Annotated in this window: 17 protein-coding genes and 3 pseudogenes; 14 read left to right on the forward strand and 6 right to left on the reverse strand. The window is 69.1% G+C overall.

What is annotated here, in order from left to right:
• Nucleotides 1-120: 120 nt before the first annotated feature.
• Nucleotides 121-1,572: an MFS transporter gene (locus ACGFU6_RS03200; RefSeq protein WP_393607769.1), complete on the forward strand. Its 1,452-nt coding sequence runs from the start codon at nt 121-123 to the stop codon at nt 1,570-1,572.
• A 78-nt stretch (nt 1,573-1,650) separates the two neighbouring features.
• Nucleotides 1,651-2,607, forward strand: a complete 957-nt coding sequence (locus ACGFU6_RS03205; RefSeq protein ID WP_393607770.1) for an alpha/beta hydrolase — start codon at nt 1,651-1,653, stop codon at nt 2,605-2,607.
• Nucleotides 2,608-2,689: 82 nt separating this feature from the next.
• Here the strand turns inward: ACGFU6_RS03205 and ACGFU6_RS03210 are convergent, their stop codons facing one another.
• Nucleotides 2,690-3,568, reverse strand: coding sequence for a helix-turn-helix domain-containing protein (locus tag ACGFU6_RS03210; RefSeq protein ID WP_393607771.1), 879 nt, complete (start codon nt 3,566-3,568; stop codon nt 2,690-2,692).
• A 215-nt stretch (nt 3,569-3,783) separates the two neighbouring features.
• On the opposite strand from ACGFU6_RS03210, the gene ACGFU6_RS03215 reads away from it, so the two are divergent.
• The 9 genes and pseudogenes from ACGFU6_RS03215 (at nt 3,784) to ACGFU6_RS03255 (ending at nt 9,863) form a co-directional block, all read left to right on the forward strand.
• Nucleotides 3,784-4,800 (forward strand): zinc-dependent alcohol dehydrogenase family protein, encoded by a 1,017-nt coding sequence (locus ACGFU6_RS03215; RefSeq protein WP_393607772.1) that lies wholly within the window; start codon nt 3,784-3,786, stop codon nt 4,798-4,800.
• A gap of 30 nt (nt 4,801-4,830) precedes the next feature.
• Nucleotides 4,831-5,241: a cupin domain-containing protein gene (locus ACGFU6_RS03220; RefSeq protein WP_393607773.1), complete on the forward strand. Its 411-nt coding sequence runs from the start codon at nt 4,831-4,833 to the stop codon at nt 5,239-5,241.
• A 101-nt stretch (nt 5,242-5,342) separates the two neighbouring features.
• Nucleotides 5,343-6,017: an SDR family NAD(P)-dependent oxidoreductase gene (locus ACGFU6_RS03225; RefSeq protein WP_393607774.1), complete on the forward strand. Its 675-nt coding sequence runs from the start codon at nt 5,343-5,345 to the stop codon at nt 6,015-6,017.
• 63 nt (nt 6,018-6,080) lie between these two features.
• A complete protein-coding gene (locus ACGFU6_RS03230; RefSeq protein ID WP_393607809.1) occupies nt 6,081-6,554 on the forward strand; it encodes a cyclophilin-like fold protein in 474 nt (157 codons plus the stop codon).
• Between the two features lie 46 nt (nt 6,555-6,600).
• Nucleotides 6,601-7,857 carry an MFS transporter gene (locus tag ACGFU6_RS03235; protein WP_393607775.1) on the forward strand — a complete coding sequence of 419 codons (1,257 nt, stop codon included), beginning with the start codon at nt 6,601-6,603 and terminating at the stop codon, nt 7,855-7,857.
• Between the two features lie 51 nt (nt 7,858-7,908).
• Entirely contained in the window at nt 7,909-8,580 is a 672-nt protein-coding gene (locus ACGFU6_RS03240; RefSeq protein ID WP_393607776.1) for an SDR family NAD(P)-dependent oxidoreductase, read from the forward strand.
• Between the two features lie 91 nt (nt 8,581-8,671).
• Nucleotides 8,672-8,839, forward strand: coding sequence for a hypothetical protein (locus ACGFU6_RS03245; protein ID WP_393607777.1), 168 nt, complete (start codon nt 8,672-8,674; stop codon nt 8,837-8,839).
• 158 nt (nt 8,840-8,997) lie between these two features.
• A pseudogene (locus tag ACGFU6_RS03250) lies at nt 8,998-9,201 on the forward strand (endonuclease domain-containing protein); the annotation flags it as partial.
• A gap of 458 nt (nt 9,202-9,659) precedes the next feature.
• On the forward strand, nt 9,660-9,863 hold the full coding sequence (locus ACGFU6_RS03255) for a hypothetical protein (protein ID WP_393607778.1): 204 nt from the start codon (nt 9,660-9,662) through the stop codon (nt 9,861-9,863).
• Nucleotides 9,864-10,110: 247 nt separating this feature from the next.
• On the opposite strand, the gene ACGFU6_RS03260 is transcribed toward ACGFU6_RS03255, so the two are convergent.
• Nucleotides 10,111-10,728, reverse strand: coding sequence for a TetR/AcrR family transcriptional regulator (locus tag ACGFU6_RS03260; RefSeq protein WP_393607810.1), 618 nt, complete (start codon nt 10,726-10,728; stop codon nt 10,111-10,113).
• 67 nt (nt 10,729-10,795) lie between these two features.
• Here ACGFU6_RS03260 and ACGFU6_RS03265 point away from each other — a divergent pair, with 67 nt between their 5' ends.
• The gene (locus ACGFU6_RS03265; protein ID WP_393607779.1) at nt 10,796-12,130 is read left to right on the forward strand and encodes an alpha/beta fold hydrolase; all 1,335 of its coding nucleotides are present in this window, start codon (nt 10,796-10,798) and stop codon (nt 12,128-12,130) included.
• A 108-nt stretch (nt 12,131-12,238) separates the two neighbouring features.
• Here ACGFU6_RS03265 and ACGFU6_RS03270 read toward each other — a convergent pair whose 3' ends face one another.
• Nucleotides 12,239-12,838 carry an SMI1/KNR4 family protein gene (locus tag ACGFU6_RS03270; protein ID WP_393607780.1) on the reverse strand — a complete coding sequence of 200 codons (600 nt, stop codon included), beginning with the start codon at nt 12,836-12,838 and terminating at the stop codon, nt 12,239-12,241.
• A 101-nt stretch (nt 12,839-12,939) separates the two neighbouring features.
• Here ACGFU6_RS03270 and ACGFU6_RS03275 point away from each other — a divergent pair, with 101 nt between their 5' ends.
• On the forward strand, nt 12,940-13,485 hold the full coding sequence (locus tag ACGFU6_RS03275; protein WP_393607781.1) for a GNAT family N-acetyltransferase: 546 nt from the start codon (nt 12,940-12,942) through the stop codon (nt 13,483-13,485).
• Between the two features lie 61 nt (nt 13,486-13,546).
• On the opposite strand, the pseudogene ACGFU6_RS03280 reads toward ACGFU6_RS03275, so the two are convergent.
• A pseudogene (locus ACGFU6_RS03280) lies at nt 13,547-13,684 on the reverse strand (IS5/IS1182 family transposase); the annotation flags it as partial.
• A gap of 680 nt (nt 13,685-14,364) precedes the next feature.
• Nucleotides 14,365-15,324 (reverse strand): alpha/beta hydrolase family protein, encoded by a 960-nt coding sequence (locus ACGFU6_RS03285; protein WP_393607782.1) that lies wholly within the window; start codon nt 15,322-15,324, stop codon nt 14,365-14,367.
• Between the two features lie 473 nt (nt 15,325-15,797).
• On the opposite strand from ACGFU6_RS03285, the gene ACGFU6_RS03290 reads away from it, so the two are divergent.
• Nucleotides 15,798-16,166 carry a hypothetical protein gene (locus ACGFU6_RS03290; RefSeq protein WP_393607783.1) on the forward strand — a complete coding sequence of 123 codons (369 nt, stop codon included), beginning with the start codon at nt 15,798-15,800 and terminating at the stop codon, nt 16,164-16,166.
• A gap of 39 nt (nt 16,167-16,205) precedes the next feature.
• Here ACGFU6_RS03290 and istB read toward each other — a convergent pair.
• Nucleotides 16,206-16,931, reverse strand: a pseudogene (gene istB, locus ACGFU6_RS03295) (IS21-like element helper ATPase IstB).
• Nucleotides 16,932-17,091 lie beyond the last annotated feature (160 nt).

The raw sequence follows: 17,091 nt of genomic DNA on the forward strand, positions 1-17,091 counted from the left end.
ATAGCTTGACGCGAACAGTGTTCGTAGGTAGAACAGTGTTCGTCGACGGAACACCGTTCGGCAGTGGGTCGACATCCGCCCGCATCCTTCGGACCCGATTCCTTCGGAGAGGAGCCCCCCATGACGTCGCCCAGCGCCACCCGGGAGTACCCGGTCTCCCAGCCGTTCCGATCCCTGCGCGAGGCGTGGGTGGCCCTCGTGGGTCTTTCGGCGATCTTCCTGTTCGAGATGATGAACAACACCGTCCTCAATGTCGCGCTGCCGACGATCGGCCGCGAACTGTCCGCCCCGACGGTCGCCCTGCAATGGGTGACGAACAGCTACTCGGTCGTCTTCGGCGGACTGATGCTGGTGTTCGGCGTGGTCGCCGACCGGCTCGGCCGGCGCCGGGTGATGCTCGCCGGTCTGGTACTGCTCGGCGCCGCGAGCCTGGCGACAGCCCTCGTCACCAGCACCGGCGCACTGATCGCGGTCCGCGCGGTAATGGGCCTCGCGGCCGCGATGACCACGCCGGGCACCATGGCGATGGCCTTCCGGCTGTTCGCGAACGAAGGTCTGCGGGTCCGCGCGATCACGCTGATCTCCACCGTGGGCATGGTCGGGCTGGCGATCGGCCCGACCGTCGGCGGCCTCGCGCTGTCCTTCGCCCCGTGGCAGGTCCTGCTGCTGGCGAACGTGCCGATGGTGGCGCTCGCACTCGTCGGCATCCGGACCGGCATCCCGGCCGACGACCCGGCCGAACTGCACCGCGCGCCCGCGGATCTGCCCGGCGGCGTGCTCGGCACCGCGACGATCGTGCTCACGCTCGTTGCCCCCACTCTGTTCGTGGAAGCCGGCGCCGGCTCCTGGTCGCCCTGGGCCGCGGTCGCCGGCGCGGTCACAGCGGCGGTCCTGTTCGTGGTGCGCGAGCGAACGATCCCGCACCCGCTGCTTGACCTCTCTCTCGTCGCCCGGCCCCAGGTCTCCGGCGGACTGGCGTACAAGGCGGCGTCCGGACTGGCGAACGCCGGGCTCGGCTACCTGGTCACGCTGCAACTGCAACTGGACTGGGGCTGGCCGCCCGCGCTCGCGTCGCTCGGCATGCTGCCGCAGGTCGTCGTACTGATCGCCGGTGGCCCCTACGTGCACCGGTTCGTCGAGCGGGTCGGTATCGACCGGGCCGCCTGGATGAGTGCCGGTTCGGTCGTGGCCGGTCTCGCGGTCTACACCCTGTCCGGCAACCTCGGCTACCCGTGGGTGGCGCTCGCGCTGGTGTTCGTCGCCGCCGGGCTCCGGGTCGTCGGTGCCGCCGCCGGTATCAACGTGCTCAACGGCCTGCCCGCCAACCGCACCTCCACCGGCGCGGCGCTGATCGACACCGCCGCCGAAGTCACCGCCGCGGCCGGCGTCGCCGTGGTCGGCACCGTACTCGCCGCGCTGTTCGCCGGGAACATCACCGACGGGCACTGGAGCGCCGAGCAGACCGGCCAGTTCCACGAGGCGACCACCGCCTCGGGGCTCGTACTCACCCTCGTCTCCGCAGCACTGATCGGCTGGGCGATGCGCCGCACCCGCCGGATCACCGCCGCCTAGCAGCCCCCTGCCGACCTCCCCCGAAACCCCAGCCTGCTCACCGGACCCGTCTGCCAGGCCCCACTGAAGGAGAGAACCATGCGTGACCCCGCACAGAGCCTCCCGTTCCCGCCCCCGACCGGGCTCAGCGACGAAGCCGCCCGCAGCCTGGAGCAGCGCCCGCCGGAAATCCACTTCCCCGAGGCCGACGACTACGCGGGATGGCAGAAGCTGGTCGCCGACTGGAACGCCGAGGCCATGGCCCGGCTGTCCGAAGTGCTGAAGGAACCGCAGTCCGATTCCCGGGAGATCGACGTCGACGGGGTACACGCCTATGTGGTGCGTGCCGCCGACGCGAGCGACAGGAAAGCCGTCCAGCTGTACTTCCACGGCGGGGCGCTGATCTTCGGTTCGGGCGAATCGTGCCGCTTGGAAGGCACGTTCGCCGCCGCGAGCAGCGGGCTGGAGACCTACGCAGTCGACTACCGGATGCCGCCCGAGCACCCCTACCCGGCGGCCCTCGACGACGCGATCACCGTCTACCGGCGTCTCCTCGACGAGCACGAGCCGCGCGACATCGTGGTCGGCGGTGCGTCGGCCGGCGGGAACATCGCCGCGGCGCTGCTGGTACGGGCGTACGACGAGGGCCTGCCGATGCCCGCCGCCGCCGTGCTGCTCACTCCCGGGATCGACCTCACCGAGTCCGGCGACACCTTCCGCACGCTGGCCGGGATCGACGAACTGCCGCCGACGATGAAGGCGATCTACCAGCTCTACGCGGCCGGCCGGCCGTTGGACGACCCGTACCTCTCACCACTGTTCGCCGACCTGAGCCACTTCCCGCCCACCTACCTTCAGTCCGGGACCCGGGACATGCTGCTCTCCGGCACGGTCCGGATGCACCGAAAGCTGCGTGCGGCTGGCGTGGAGGCGGAGCTGCACGTCGGTGAGGCAATGCCGCACGGTGGTTTCGGGGGCACCCCGGAGGACGAGGAACTCAACAAAGAGATCCGCCGGTTCGTCGTCGCGCACACCAGGTCGGTGGCGCGCAGGTAGCCGGCGACCTCTGAGTAGACCGCCGCCGCCGCGAGGCCGGGAAGAGCCCGGGTTCATCGGACGAGTCGGCCGCCTGTCGTCATCAACGGTCGGGAGTCGTCAGCTGCTGGGGTGTGGCAGCCCAGGAGGCGAGCAGCCGCAGGGCCTCCTCGGAGGGTGAGCCGGGTTCGGCGGTGTAGACGGTGAGGGTGAGGCCGGGTTCGGCAGCCATGTCCAGGCCCTCGTAGGCGAGGGTGAGATCGCCGACGGCGTGGTGGTGGAAGCGTTTGGTGCCGGTGCCGTGGTGGCGGACGTTGTGGGCGCCCCAGCGGGTGCGGAAGTCCTCGCTGCGGGTGGACAGCTCGCCGACGAGGTCGTGCAGTTCCTTGTCATGCGGGTTGCGGCCCGCCTCTGTGCGCAGAATGGCGACGGCGACGTCCGCGGCCTGTTCCCAGTCGGGGTAGAACCGGCGCGAGGCAGGATCGAGGAAGTTGAAGCGGGCCAGGTTCGCCTGGTTGCCGACCGCGGCGTAGACGTCGTCGTAGAAGGCGCGGGCGAGCTGATTGGCGGCCAAGAGATCCATGCGGCCGTTGCGGACGAAGGCCGGGCCGGCGGTGACGGCGTCCAGCACCCACTGCAGACTCCGGTGCGGCGTGAACGTCCGGGCGGCGCGGCGGCGGGGCCGGGTGAGGGCGTCGGAGCCGTCAGCGGCCTGCGCGAGGTTCAGCAGGTGGGCGCGCTCGGCGTCATCCAGCTGGAGAGCGCGAGCAATGGCTTCGAGAACGGCCGGGGAGACACCAGCGAGGTGGCCGCGCTCCAGCTTCGCGTAGTACTCCACGCTGACATCGGCCAGGGCGGCGACCTCACTGCGGCGCAGTCCGGGCACGCGCCGACGGCTGCCGACGGGCAGGCCCGCCCGCTCGGGGCTGATCTTCGCTCGTCGCGAGGTGAGGAACTCGCGGACCTCGGCTTGGTTGTCCACACCCTTGACAGTACGTCCCACGCGCGGCCAAAGGGATGCACTGCCGGTACACCCCTTGATGGTGTCTCGCTGCGCGCGCCGGGAGCGGGTTACCTGGATGAAGTGGTGCTTTCCGCCCGGTCATCTCGACGAGGCGGGAGCCCCCACCCCTCCTGTACTCGGCGCCGGCCCCGGCCACCCGGTGCCCCACGCCCCGGCACGTAAGGACCTTCCGTATGCGCGGCGCAGTGATTCACGCTCCCGGCGACGTCCGCTTCGAGACCGTGGACGACCCCAACCTCCTCCACCCCACCGATGCGATCATCCATACGGCTGTGACCTGCGTGTGCGGCTCCGACCTGTGGCCCTACCGCGGCGCGGAGCCGATCGGCGACCCGCACCCGATGGGCCACGAGTACGTCGGCTTCGTCGAAGAGGTCGGGGCCGAGGTCACCTCGGTCCGGCCCGGCCAGTTCGTCATCGGCTCCTTCGCCACCTCCGACAACACCTGCGCGAACTGCCGCAACGGCTTCCAGTCGAACTGCCTGCACCGCGAGTTCATGTCCACCTGCCAGGCCGAGTACGTGCGCATCCCCAACGCCCAGGGCACCCTGGTCGCCACCGACGAAATCCCGGGCGAGGAGCTGTGGCCGAGCCTGCTGGCACTCTCCGACGTCATGGGCACCGGCTGGTGGGCCGCAGACGCCGCCGAGGTCAAGCCCGGCTCGACCACGGTGGTCGTCGGTGACGGCGCGGTCGGCCTCTGTGCGGTGATCGCCGCGAAGGAAATGGGCGCGGAGCGCATCATCGCCATGTCTCGCCACGAGAGCAGGCAGAAGCTCGCGCGGGATTTCGGTGCGACCGACATCGTCACTGAGCGCGGTGACGAGGGCATCGCCCAGATCAAGGAACTGACCTGCGGGATCGGCGCCGACAGCGTTCTGGAGTGTGTCGGCACCGCCCAGTCCATGCGCCAGGCCCTGCACTCCGCCCGCCCAGGTGGCAACGTCGGCTTCGTCGGCGTCCCCCATGAGGTCGCCCTCGACGGTCAGGAACTCTTCTTCTCCCACGTCGGCCTGCGCGGCGGCCCGGCCCCCGTACGCCGCTACCTGCCCGACCTGATCGACCGCGTCATCGCGGGCCGGATTGACCCGGGCAACGTCTTCGATCTCACCCTGCCTCTCGAGCAGGTCGCCGAGGGCTACCAGGCGATGGACGAACGCCGCGCCATCAAAACCCTCCTCAAGCCCTGACCCCTCCCGCCACCTGTACAAGGAGTACCCGTGCGCATCACCCGCAGCTCGATCGACACTTCCAAGGGCCCGGCCGACTGGTTCACCGGCGAGGTTTACATCGACCCGGTTGCCGCAGCGCCCGCCCCGTCCCGGGTCACCGCCAACCTGGTCCACTTCATGCCCGGCGCCCGCACCCACTGGCACCGCCACCCCCTGGGCCAGACCGTCTTCGTCACCGAAGGCGTCGGCCTGTGCCAGCGCCGCGGCGGACCGGTCGAGGTCATCCGGCCCGGCGACCGCGTCCTGTTCGAGGCCGACGAGGAGCACTGGCACGGCGCCGCCCCGAACCGCCTCATGGTCCACCTGGCCATCAACGAGGGCGACGACACCCACGACGTCGTGCACTGGCTGAACCCCGTCACCGACGAGGAGTACGCCACCACCCCGGTCGCCGACTGACCGTCGGGCTCCGCCCGACGCCGGGCACAACATCGCGGCGAGTCCCCAGCAGGCCCGCCCTCGTCACGTCCTCGTCAACGCTCCCCCGTGAAAGGCCCACCGTGACCACTTTCGCCCTTATTGGTGCCGGGCCCGGTCTGGGGCTGGCAGCCGCCCGCCGCTTCGGTGGCGCCGGCCACAGCGTCGCCCTCGTCTCCCGCAACGCCGACCACCTCGATGCCCTCGTGAGCGAACTGGACGGTGAGGGCATCCGGGCCCGTGGCTTTACCGCCGATGTCCTCGACGCTGCCTCCCTGACCGCTGCCCTGCACGCGGCGGCCGAGGAACTCGGGCCGATCGAGATCCTCCAGTTCAGCCCCGTGCCCCGCGCCGATTTCATGAAGCCGGTCCTCGGCACCACCGCCGGCGACCTGGACGCCCCGCTGGCCTTCTCCGTCAAGGGCCCGGTGACCTGCGTGAACGCGGTTCTGCCCGGGATGCGGGAGCTGGGACGAGGCACGCTGTTGTTCGTCAACGGCTCCAGCGCCGTGCGCCCCAACCTCAAGGTGGCCGGCACCTCGATCGCGTTCGCCGCCGAGAGCGCGTATGCGGCGATGCTCCACGACGCGCTCGCGGAGGAGAACATCCACGCTGCCCAGCTGATCATCCCTGGCGCGATCAGCCGGCACGCCGAGCACTCCAGCCCGACGGTGCTGGCCGAGCGGCTGTACACGATCCATACCGAGCGCGGCGACTTCCGGCACTACTCCGAGCCGCTGCCCGACCGGAACGGATGAGGCAGGCCCGTGCCCCACGCTGCCCTGCGCCTTGCTCCCGTCGCGGCCCTGGTCCTGGCGGTGATGGTGGCCTGCGGCCCTGGCAGTTCACCTGACAGCCCGTCCGCCCCGTCCCCGTCCGCTTCGTCCTCGCACCGGCCGGACCCGGCGAGTGAAGCCCCCGCACCGTCCGACAGGAGCACCACCACCATGGACATCCAGGTCACCCTCGACAGCCGCCGCGTCGACGCCACCTTGAACGACAGCCCCGCCGCCCGCGACCTCGCCGGGCTGCTCCCGCTCACCCTGGACCTTCAGGACTTCCACGGCACGGAGCGGGTCGCCGACCTGCCGCGCAGGCTGCAGACCTCCGGCGCCCCCGAGCCGGTCGCGGCCACGGTCGGCGACATCGCCTACTACGCGCCCTGGGGCAACCTGGCCCTCTTCTGCAGGGACGGGCCCGCCGCCTCCGCCGACCTGCTCGTCCTGGGCCACCTCGACGTCGGCGCCGAACAGCTCGGCCCGGCCAAGCACATCACGATCGAAGCCGCCTCCTGACCCCGGCGACCCCTGAACCCACCCCCAGAGGAAGAGAAACACTCGTATGTCCTCCGCAGTAGGCACCCCCACGGGCAAGCTGCCCTTCGTCGTATGGGTGCTCGCCGCCGGCACGTTCCTGATGGGAACCACCGAGTTCGTCATCGCCGGGCTGCTCCCGGAGATCGCCGGTGACCTCGGCGTCGGTGTCTCCCACGCAGGCCTGCTGATCACCGCTTTCGCGATCGGCATGATCGTCGGCGGGCCGACCATGGCCCTGGCCACCTTGCGCCTGCCCCGGCGTCTCACCCTCGTCTCCGCCCTCGCGATCTTCGCCCTCGGACACGTCGTCGCCGCGCTCAGCTCCTCCTTCACGGTCGTCCTGACCGCCCGGGTGATCACCGCGCTGGCCACCGGAGCGTTCTGGGCCGTCGGCTTCGTCATCGTCACCACCGCCGCAGGCCCGGCCCGGGCCACGCGGGCCGTGGGCGTCATGATGGGCGGCCTGACCCTGGCCAACGTCATCGGCGTGCCGATCGGCTCCTTCGTCGGTCAGTACACCGGCTGGCGCGGCCCCTTCTGGGCCCTGGCCGTCCTCGCCGCTCTCGCGGCCGTGTTCGTCGGCCGGTACATCCCCGTCATTGAGCAGCGGGCCGGGGTCTCGGTACGGGCCGAGGTCCGTGCCCTGCGGCAGAGCCGGCTGTGGCTCGCGCTGACCGCCGCCGTCCTGATCATGGGCGGGGTCCTGGCCACATACACATACATCACCCCGCTGCTGACCGACCGTACCGGCATCCCGGCGGGGGCCGTCCCGCTGGTCCTGATCGTCTTCGGGCTCGGCGCGCTGGGTGGCACCGCCATCGGCGGCCGGCTCGGTGACCGCCACCCGATGGCCACCACGATCACCGCCGCCACCGTGACCGCCCTGGCCCTGCTCCTGCTGATCCCGCTGTCGACCGGCCCGGTCACCACCGTCGCCCTGGTCTTCGTCATGGCTCTGGCAGGGTTCACCGTCAATCCCGTCGTCACCTCCCTCGCCGTCCGCTTCGCCGGCGACGCCCCCACCCTCACGTCGGCGCTGACCACCTCTGCCTACAACACCGGCATCGCCGCAGGCTCCGCCCTCGCCGCAACCGCCATGGATACCTCCCTCGGACTGACCGGACCGGCCCTGGTCGGCACCGTCTCCGCCGCCCTCACCCTCCTGCCGCTCACCGTCCTCGGCCTCACCGGCACCCGGAACCCGACCCGGATCGTGGCCCAGTGCACCGCCCCGGCCCGCGCACCTGGCGACACCACCGCACAGGTGCCCTCACAGCACTGACCCACCCCGCAGCCCCTCAACCACGGCCCGCCCCTTGATAGGAGAACCCGCGTGAGCGTCACCTACGACTTCCACGGCAAGACCGCCGTCGTCACCGGCGCCGCCTCCGGCATCGGCCGGGCCACTGCCCTCGCTTTCGCTCGCTCCCGAGCGCGGATCGCCCTCGCCGATCTGCCCGTCGACGGCCTGCGCGAGACCGCCCGCCTCATCGACGCAGCCGGAGGCGAAGCACTCACCCTCACCTGCGACGTCACCCGCGAGGACGACATCCAGGCCGCAGTCGACCGCACCGTGGAGCGCTTCGGACGTCTCGACGCCGCCTTCAACAACGCCGGCGTCGAGCAGCCCGTCCAGCCGGCCGCCGACACCGCCAAGGACGACTGGGACCGCATCCTCGGCGTCAGCCTCACCGGAGCAGTCCTGTGTACCCGCGCCCAGATCCAGCAGATGCTCCAGCAGGACGGCGGCGGCGCGGTCGTCAACGTCTCCTCCGGCGCCGGCGTCAAGGGCCAGGCCGCCTACGCAGCCGCTAAGGACGGGATCAGCGGCTTCACCCGCTCTGCCGCCCTCGACCACGCCGCACAGGGCATCCCACGCGCCTTCTCCTCGTGCTTTTGCGGCACGTCGGCAAGCACATGCCAAGAGCCACTCACGCAAAGATCAACGACACCTCGCACACGGGGATACGGCAGTCCGCAAATGGGGTCTGAGCTTGGCGTTTAACCTGTCGAGGGCTGACCTCGGCGGCCCACACAGCAAGACAGCCGCACCGACGCCGCGTTGAGGGAACCGGCCCGGCTGTTACCGTCCCAGCATGGATCCCGCCCGGGCCCTGATCCTTTCCGAGCCCCTGACTGCGACGGAGCACCACCCGGTGCAACACGCCGCGGCGGCCGCCGGGCAGAACCTCGATGAGTCCGTACGGGCCGTGATCCTCGACACCGTGGCCGGCCGCGTCCAGTACGACTACGCGTGCATGTGAGTCCTCGCAAGAGCACCGCACAAGCCCTCGTCGCCGAGGTTGCGCAACGCGCGGCGCACCGGCCGACCATTCCGCTCCGGGCCGACTGCCAACGCCGGCCCGTCGGCGGGCCAGCAGTCTGCCAGCACTCCGGCCGCTACTGGACCCCACGACACGACATGCCCCACCGGGGCCCGCAACGGCCCTACCACGGGCCGCTCACCGAGACCTGGACATCCCCCGGCCGAGTGCCGCGCTGGTACGTGTGGTGGCGCCTGTGGGGCGAGCAGAACGGTACATGCGCCACCTGCCCCGGCCCGGCCGAAGTCGTCGACCACTGCCATACCACCGGCCTCGTACGGGGCCTGCTCTGCTACGACTGCAACCACATCGAGGCGCTGCACGCCCACCGCATGGCGCTCGGCCTTCACACATCGGAGCGATGCTGGTTTCAGCGGTACTGGGACCAGCCGCCCGCCGCCCACCACTCCTGGTACTGGCCGTACGAGAACCGCTCGACGGCCCCCAGTCTCCTCACCACCCTGCCCACATGGGCCGCCGGCCGGACACCACCTCGGCTCCGGTGCTCCCGCACCTGCCCTGTACGAGCCCGCGGAGCTCTCGCTGCCGGCGTGCTCCTTTCCCACCGGCGCCCGGAACCCCAACGGACAGGGCCAACTCTCCGCTCCGGGAACATCGTGATCGCTCGTTGGCTCGACCACGCTTCGACCCAAGGGCTGTTCACAAGTTGATTCTGATCAGCCGCTCCGAAGGCGGGCGAAGATCGCTTCCCGTCCGACTGGAGATCGTTAACGAGGCCGCATGGCGGGCGCTCGACCTGATGCGTGCCTACGCGGCCCGGGACCGCGCCGCGATCGTCGAACACCTGGCGCACCTGGAGGCGGGCCGGCTGGAGTTCACCGCGGGCGTGCTCCGAAACGCCTACAACGACACCCTCCAGGTCCTGCGGGAGACCGGCTGCCCGCACAAACCCGGCCACCGTGGTCCGCCAGGCGGTGCGGACGGTGTCGGCCTTGTCGGCTGAGACGGCTGGGCGGTGCCCGCCCTTCTTGTCCTTGGCTCCGGCGGCCCCGGAGCCCGTCGTAGGTCATCTCTCGTTGGAAGTCGCGTTGGACTTCCTCGGCCGCTAAGACCCCGTTTCACTTGGTGAGTCTGCGGCGGTTGATGAGGCTGGTAGCGATAGCCGTGAACCGCTCTGCGCCGGCCGGGGGCGCGCGCGTATCGGCTCGGCCCTCTGCCAGCCGTTTTCGTGTGCCTACGGAGCAACCGCTTCACGGCGCAGGGTCTGGGCGTCGAAGGCCAGGGAAGGCGGCGGGGGTTGCCCAGCCGCGCAGTACGGCATCAATCGTTGACCGGAACGCGGTCTCGGCTGCGGCGCCGTCGAGACCGCCGGCCAGTTCGAGGGTCACGAGCCCGTGCAGAGCGACCCACAACGAGACGGCGATCAGTGTGGTGTCGCCCACGAGGATCCGGTCCGCCACGGCACGGTCGATCGCCGCGACAAGCGGTCGCACCGGGTCCCGGTCGCCGACCCAGGCCGACGGCACGAAGGACTGTGCGCCACCGAACAACACCGCGTACAGGTGGCGGTGTTCGCGTCCCCAACGGCGATACGCCACGGCCAACGCATACAGATCTTCAAGGGCGGCCTCCGAGCCGGGAACGGCCGTCAGGTCCTGGAACAGGCCGGCGACCGCCTGCTCACGCACCTCGCGGATCAGTCCGTCCTTGCCCTGGAACAAGGTGTACACCGCCGCCGTCGATGTTCCGGCGGCAGTGGCCAGCGCGCGGACTGTCACCGACTCCTGCGGACGGGTGGCGAACATCTCGGTCGCGCACCCGACAAGCCGTCCTCTGACGGCGGCGTCGTTCGTTCTCGGCCTTCCCATGGGAAGCAGTTTACCCATGCTGATAACATCGTTTCAAAACAGTGTTCCAAAACTCTGGGAGCTCACCATGCCACCGTCCGTCATACGTCCCCTGCGCCTTGTTGGCCGCCTGCTGGCGGCCATCGCCGCGATAGTGGGGCTGGTCGCCTTATTCCTGGCGCTGACCGTCGCCACCGACGGCGCGGGCTCGGGATTCATCGCATGGTCCGCGACAGTCGTCATCGCGGTCTTCGCGGCGTTGTGGCGGGGCCGTCGCCGCCCTTGGCGCGGACGGCTGGTGCCATTCCTGCCGGTGCTCGTCGCAACGGTCCTGACACTGTCGGTGTGCGTCCCCAGCGTCCCCACGGCGCGCCGCTACCCGTCTGCCCTCTCGTTCGTGACCGCCGAGCACTGGCGCCTGTCCACCGGCAGCCGGGTCGCGGTCTACCACTACCCGCCCACCGGCAACAACCCCCGGCAACGCGTCCCGCTCGTCTACCTCAACGGCGGCCCGGTGCGCGGCATCTCAGTGCTCGACCACCGCTTCCTTCAGCGGCTCGCGGGACAGGGCTACGACGTGTACGCCTACGAACAGGCCGGTGGTGGACGCAGCGACGTGCTGCCCATGGGCCAGTACTCGATCACCCGGTCCGTCCATGACCTCGGAGCCTTCATCAGCAAACTCGGCAAAGGCCGCGCCGATGTACTGGGATTCTCCTCAGGTGCGGTCGTGCTCACCCGCGCGCTGGCGGCCGAGGCGATCGCCGCCCACCTGCGCCGGGCAGTCATCGCCGAGCCGGGCCCGATGGACGGCCCCACCGCCCGGAAGGCCGAACAGAAGGGTCGGCCGTCGGCCCGCGACACCGCACCCGCCATGACCGGACCGCGCTCCATACACGTCCCGCGGTACGCGATCGCGTTCGGCCTCATGCGGCTCGGACTGCTCAGCCCGGACAACGGGCTGGTAGGGCAGGCGGAGGGCGACAATGCCTTCACCGCTGCCGATCTCGGCAGCGACACCGCGTCCGCCTACTGCGCACGGGACGCGCACCGCATCCCGGTCGAGGACACTGCGGAGAACTTCTCCTTCAGCGCCGCCGCCAGCCTCCGCATCCAGCAAACGATCAAAGACTCCCCCTCCATCGCCCCACAGCTCAGGCGCTCCCGGACACCCGCGATGCTGATGATCGCCGAGTGCTCCTCCCAGGCTCGGCAGTGGCAAACAACCGTCCTCGCGGACAACCCCGCCATCCAGCGCACCCAGTACATGCCCGGCGTCGGCCACCACATGTGGAACGGCCTGGGTGACAACGACCAACGAGCTGCTGCCGCCATCACCACGTTCCTCCAGGACAAGCCCGCACCGCTGCCCGACTACCCGACCCGAGCCGACATCCCGGCCTTCCTCCGGGGCCACAAGTAGGCGAGCAGACCCATAGCGCGGCCCTTTGCCCGAGCAAGATTGAGAGGTCGTCTTGTTTGGCTTTCCGGGCAACTTGGTAGGAGCCTGTAGCCGTCGTGGCGGGCAGAGTTACATACCGCGGTCCGGCCCGTGCCATGGTTCTGCCCGTTCGTTGGCGGCCATCGGAAGTCGGCGCAGTTGTACCGGGCCGGGGTAGAAGGCGGAGGTGTTGGGGCCGGCCATGTCTTCGCCGATGAGGTAGCGGTAGAGCCATTCGGTGAAGGTCATGTCGTACCGTGCCCAGCCGCCCTCGCCGTCCTCGACCAAGAGCCCAGGAGCCGCATCGTCCGCAGCCATGAGGAAGATTGTCTCGCCTCGGTCGGTGCTGGCGATCGGCCATAGTCCGTTGCGGGTGCCAAAGCTCAGCTCTTCGAGTTCGAACAGCAGACGAGGGTCTTCGTCCGGGTCGAGGTCGTCCCAGGGCACCTCAGACCAGGCACGGACCGTGTTCCGTATCTTCTGGCCCAGGTTCCAGCGTTCGGTTGCAGGGTGGCATATGTACAGGTGGCCGTTGAGCTGAACGGGAGCGTATCCATCCACGAGCGCCTGGTAGTCGGCCGGCAGCCGGATACCGAGCTCGGCATGGAGCTGGTCCCAGGCCGCTGGGTCCGCGTAACGGTTCGGGGCTGGGCCGAGCATCGCCATGGCGGCGGTCAGGTGGTCAGTCATGGCGTTCCTCGCTGGTGTGTTTCCTCTTAGTGCGCATTCTCGAACCTGTGCTCTGGAAGAACTAGGGTGACAGGGGTCTGGCGATAGGCGAGACTCCGGCAGTGCGTGATCACATAGAGACCTCCTCCGGCCTGCTGCTGCGTCGATGGACCGGGTTGGATGTCCGCCCGGTGATGAGCGCGTTTGCAGATCCCTTGATGCGCGGACAGTCCGAGGAGGCCATCGACTCGGAAAGTGCTGCAGAACAGTGGATCTCGGGATGGGTGGAGCGATGGGATAGGGACTCTGCCTTCGCCTTTGCCGTGGTTGATGGTGACGGCGTTGTAGTCGGGAACGCCGCTGTTGGTGCAGTCGACCGACGCCATAGCATTGGTTGGGTGTCGTACTGGACGGTGGCCGCGGCGCGTGGGCGGGGTGTCGCCTCGCAGGCATGCCGAGTTCTGGCGCGGTGGGCGTTCGACGACGCTGGGCTGTTCCGCCTTGAGCTGGGACACCGCGTCAACAATCCTGCGTCCTGCCGGGTCGCTGCTGCCGCGGGTTTCGCGGTAGAAGGTCTTCAACGGCAAAAGCTTGAATACGACGGTGTGCGCTATGACGTCGAGCTGCACGCAAGGCTGGCTGGTGATGTAGAGCCATCACTCCGGTAGCGCTTCAGTGAAGTGATCGACCGAGTTCCGCCGTCGCAACTCACTGCTTGACCGTGGCGTTCTTGGACCAATTGGCCCGAGGGCCCTTGCGGGTGAGTCGCCTGGTCATGAGGGTGATGGCTGCCCAAGTGAGCAAGGTTTCTGAGTGCTGGACGAGCCGTTCGTAGTCCCGCGCATGCCGGCGGGCGTGCATCATCCAGGGCCAGGGAGGTTGTCTCGCCGGACGGCATCGAGCCACTGCAGCAGCTGTTCGCCCATGCGCTCGGTGAGCATCTGCGCGAAGGAGCGGACGTGGCCGGTGAGGGCGTCCAGCCGAGTAGGCCATCGTGCTCGACCACGACCTCGACCGAGCCCGGGAGGTGGCCACGGCACATGTCGCCGGATACTTGGCAACGGCACCGCACCCGGAGGCGAACGTACGCGGGCTCGGCTTCGGAGACGAGGACATCGTCGGCGGCCTGAGTCGCAGGCTAGTGGATGCGATCATCGCCCACGGAGACACGGAAACGATCCGCCGACGCGTTCAACAACACATCCAAGCGGGAGCCGGCCACGTCTGCCTGCAAGTCCTAACCACTACGCCGGCCCGGCTGCCGCGGCGAGAATGGCGCGAGCTCGCCCCAGTTCTGCTGCCCCGGCGTACCCAGGCGGCCGCCTCACGCTGAAGCACCTGACGGCCCTCGGACGGCCCGGACTCGGCCAGCGACGCTGCGGCGGGCCTCGTAAATGCGGGCCTGTGCGCTTGCTCCAGTCCGGGATCGGCGGGAGACCGATCGCGGGCCTGGGCGCTGGCGGTGCAGGTGCGGTTGGCCGACGTATCGGTGTGTTCGCCGCACTGGGTGTCGCAACCGCTGACGGCCTTTGGCCATGCAGGGCCATTCATCTCTGACCGGTGGCCTGAGATCGGTGGGCGTTCCGGTCCTCGGTCCATCGGATCAGGCTGCTGAGATATCCAGATGCGAAGTGAGGGCTTCCGTTTGTCTGGACGCGGTGGTTCGCTCCGGGGAACACCTCAACAGTCAGCGTTGCGCGACGGTGGCGGTCGGGGTGGCAAGCCGCGGCGCTGAACAATCGGACGCTGTCGGCGACGGGCACCAGTTCGTCCGCGCCTCCGAAGATCGCCAGATGTGGGCAGCGCAGGAGCGGTGCGTCTCGCATCGGGTCGTGGTCCTGCTTGCGTTTGAGGAACTCCCAGAGACGTTCGTCCATATCCGCCCAGTAGTGCGCGAATCCGGGCGGCCCACCGGTCGAGCCGACGATTCGTGTCGCCTCGATGAAGTCGATGTCGCGGCGGCCTGCTTCTGCGAGGCGGTCATAGAGGAGCAGGGTGCTGCCGATGTCGTGCTGCGTGGCCCTGCCCGTCCGCAGGAAGTTGGCCAGTGCATGCCGTTCCTGAATTGCTGGAGTCGTCCCTGGACAGCTGTTGGTGACCACCCAGGGGATGTCGTCCCGTGCGGTGCCGGCGGAAAGGGCGACCCAGCCGCCTTCGCTGTGACCGAACAGGCCCACCGCGTCGGCCCGCACCTCGGGCTGAGATCGGATGAAGTCCAGCGCGACGTTCGCATCAGCCGCTAGATCCTCGATGGTCGCCTCGCGCCAATCCCCGGATGATTCACCGACGCCACGCTTGTCGTAGGACAGCACAGCGAACCCGGCATCGAGGAAGTGCCGGCGGAGCGGCGGAAAATACGTGTCGTTGTTCCGGTCGGGCGGTCCTGACCCACCGATCATGACCACACCCGGAGACGCTTCGGCCCCGGCAGGCACCGCCAACGAGCCGGCAAGCGTGCCCACCCCGTTGAGGAACTTGACGTCTCGCAGGACCCGATCGATCGCCATGGGTCCAGTCTTCACCACGCGCGTGGCAGCAGCGGGGCAACTGGCTCCAGCCGAGGGAAGCGATTCGGCAAGGCGCGTCCCGCAGTTCGCCCGCTCGCCCGCCACTGGCGGTGCGAGGAGCGAGGTACGTCTGGCCCAGGCGTCGAACTCCGCGCCGCGGATGGTCGGCGGGTGGGAGTGGCGCGCGGGAGACGCGGCAGGGTGCTACGGAGCTGACGCCACCGAATGGTCCAGGAAACAGGCAGCCGACCGCGACTGAAACGAGCGGTGTTCCGACAGCGCATCTTGGCGTGTGGCTGCGTAGGTGAGACCAGAGAGCGTTTGTCGGTGGCTTCCAAGAGCGGTTGATGGCAGGGCTCTCTGAAAATGTCGCTGAGATTTGAGAGCACGAGTGGGCTCGGTGGTGTGCGGCCCGGCCGGAGGGTGTGTGGAAGTCGGTGGAACCGTCCGTCGGAGTGGGGAATGATCCGCTCATGGAGCGTGTCATCGATCTTGATCAGGCAGCCGCAGTGATCTCTGAGCGGGCTGCGGGGTGGCTGGCGGCCGGTCTCACTGTTGGGCAGGTGACGTGGATGGACGCAACTTCGCCGTGGCCTCGGCAGCTTGAGACTGACAGGGCGCTTGTGCGTGATCCCGTATCCATCGGCGTGCTCATCGACGGCCCGGGGGACGCCGGGCTGTCCGTGGTGCTGTTCCGGGGCGGCTGGGCTGACGTGGACTACTTCGACGGTATCGACGACGGCGGACAGATACCGGCGTTCGACATCACATCGGCAGCGGCCTTCGGCACCCAGCTCGATCAGTGGGTGCCGCGCGCCTTCGGAAACCTCGGCAAGAGGTAGAGCTGAAGGGCTGGCACCAGCCCGGCCCCACCTCGGTGATCAGCCAGCAGCGGCCTGCTGTTCGGCGCGGGCGCGGGTGGTGGCAAGGCGGTAGGAGTCGGTGCCGGTCTCGATGATGTTGCCGCCGAAGGTGAGTCGGTCGACGATGGCCGCGCAGAGACGCGGGTTGGTGAAGGTCTTGGTCCATCCGGAGAACGACTCGTTCGAGGCGATGGCCACGCTGTTCTTCCTCCCGTTCGGTTAGAACCTGGAAGAGGATTTCGGCGCCGCGGCGTTCGAGTTCCATGTAGCCGAGCTCATCAATGCAGAGCAGGTCAACGCGGCCGTAGCGGGCGATGGTCTTGGTCAGCTGCTTCTCGTCAGCGGCCTCGACGAGTTCGTTGACCAGCTTGGTCGCGAGGACGTACTTGACCCGGGAGTCGACCATCGCCGCCTCGGTGCCGAGGTCGATGAGCTGGTGGGACTTGCCGGTTCCGGAGTCGCCGATGAGGCAGAGCGGCAGGCTCTTCTTGATCCATCGCACTTGGCGAGGGTGTGGATCATGGCCACGTCGATGTTGGGGTTGGCGTCGAAGTCGAACTTGCGGAGGGACTTGTCGCGAGGGAAGCCGGCGGCCTTGATGCGGCGTTCGGAGCGGCGGCGGCCCCGGTCGTCGCACTCGGCGAGGAGGAGTTCGGAGAGGAAGCCGAGGTAGGACATCTGCTCGCGTTCGGCAGTCGCGGCGAGTTCGGGGAACTGGGACCGGATGGTGGGCAGCCGCAGCATCCTGCATGCCTGGTCGACCGCCGCGGTGGCGGCTTGCTCAGTCAGTCCTCGCTGGCGGGGAAGGTGGGCCTTGACCCCGAATCCTGAACACGGGTTATGCGGCAGGTGCCAGCGTAGTTGGTGTGAGGTGGAGGGCGTCCTCGAAGGCGATCGGTGATCG

The organism is Streptomyces sp. NPDC048462 (assembly GCF_043200175.1).
Classification (GTDB): Bacteria; Actinomycetota; Actinomycetes; order Streptomycetales; family Streptomycetaceae; genus Streptomyces.

What these genes read in the sequence shown, in the direction of transcription:
- ACGFU6_RS03270 (WP_393607780.1), bottom strand. Translation starts at nt 12,838, where the DNA reads ATGACTGACCACCTGACCGCCGCCATGGCGATGCTCGGCCCAGCCCCG.
- ACGFU6_RS03235 (WP_393607775.1), top strand. Translation starts at nt 6,601, where the DNA reads ATGTCCTCCGCAGTAGGCACCCCCACGGGCAAGCTGCCCTTCGTCGTA.
- ACGFU6_RS03205 (WP_393607770.1), top strand. Translation starts at nt 1,651, where the DNA reads ATGCGTGACCCCGCACAGAGCCTCCCGTTCCCGCCCCCGACCGGGCTC.
- ACGFU6_RS03215 (WP_393607772.1), top strand. Translation starts at nt 3,784, where the DNA reads ATGCGCGGCGCAGTGATTCACGCTCCCGGCGACGTCCGCTTCGAGACC.
- ACGFU6_RS03200 (WP_393607769.1), top strand. Translation starts at nt 121, where the DNA reads ATGACGTCGCCCAGCGCCACCCGGGAGTACCCGGTCTCCCAGCCGTTC.
- ACGFU6_RS03265 (WP_393607779.1), top strand. Translation starts at nt 10,796, where the DNA reads ATGCCACCGTCCGTCATACGTCCCCTGCGCCTTGTTGGCCGCCTGCTG.
- ACGFU6_RS03260 (WP_393607810.1), bottom strand. Translation starts at nt 10,728, where the DNA reads ATGGGAAGGCCGAGAACGAACGACGCCGCCGTCAGAGGACGGCTTGTC.
- ACGFU6_RS03290 (WP_393607783.1), top strand. Translation starts at nt 15,798, where the DNA reads ATGGAGCGTGTCATCGATCTTGATCAGGCAGCCGCAGTGATCTCTGAG.
- ACGFU6_RS03255 (WP_393607778.1), top strand. Translation starts at nt 9,660, where the DNA reads ATGCGTGCCTACGCGGCCCGGGACCGCGCCGCGATCGTCGAACACCTG.
- ACGFU6_RS03245 (WP_393607777.1), top strand. Translation starts at nt 8,672, where the DNA reads ATGGATCCCGCCCGGGCCCTGATCCTTTCCGAGCCCCTGACTGCGACG.
- ACGFU6_RS03285 (WP_393607782.1), bottom strand. Translation starts at nt 15,324, where the DNA reads ATGGCGATCGATCGGGTCCTGCGAGACGTCAAGTTCCTCAACGGGGTG.
- ACGFU6_RS03230 (WP_393607809.1), top strand. Translation starts at nt 6,081, where the DNA reads ATGGTGGCCTGCGGCCCTGGCAGTTCACCTGACAGCCCGTCCGCCCCG.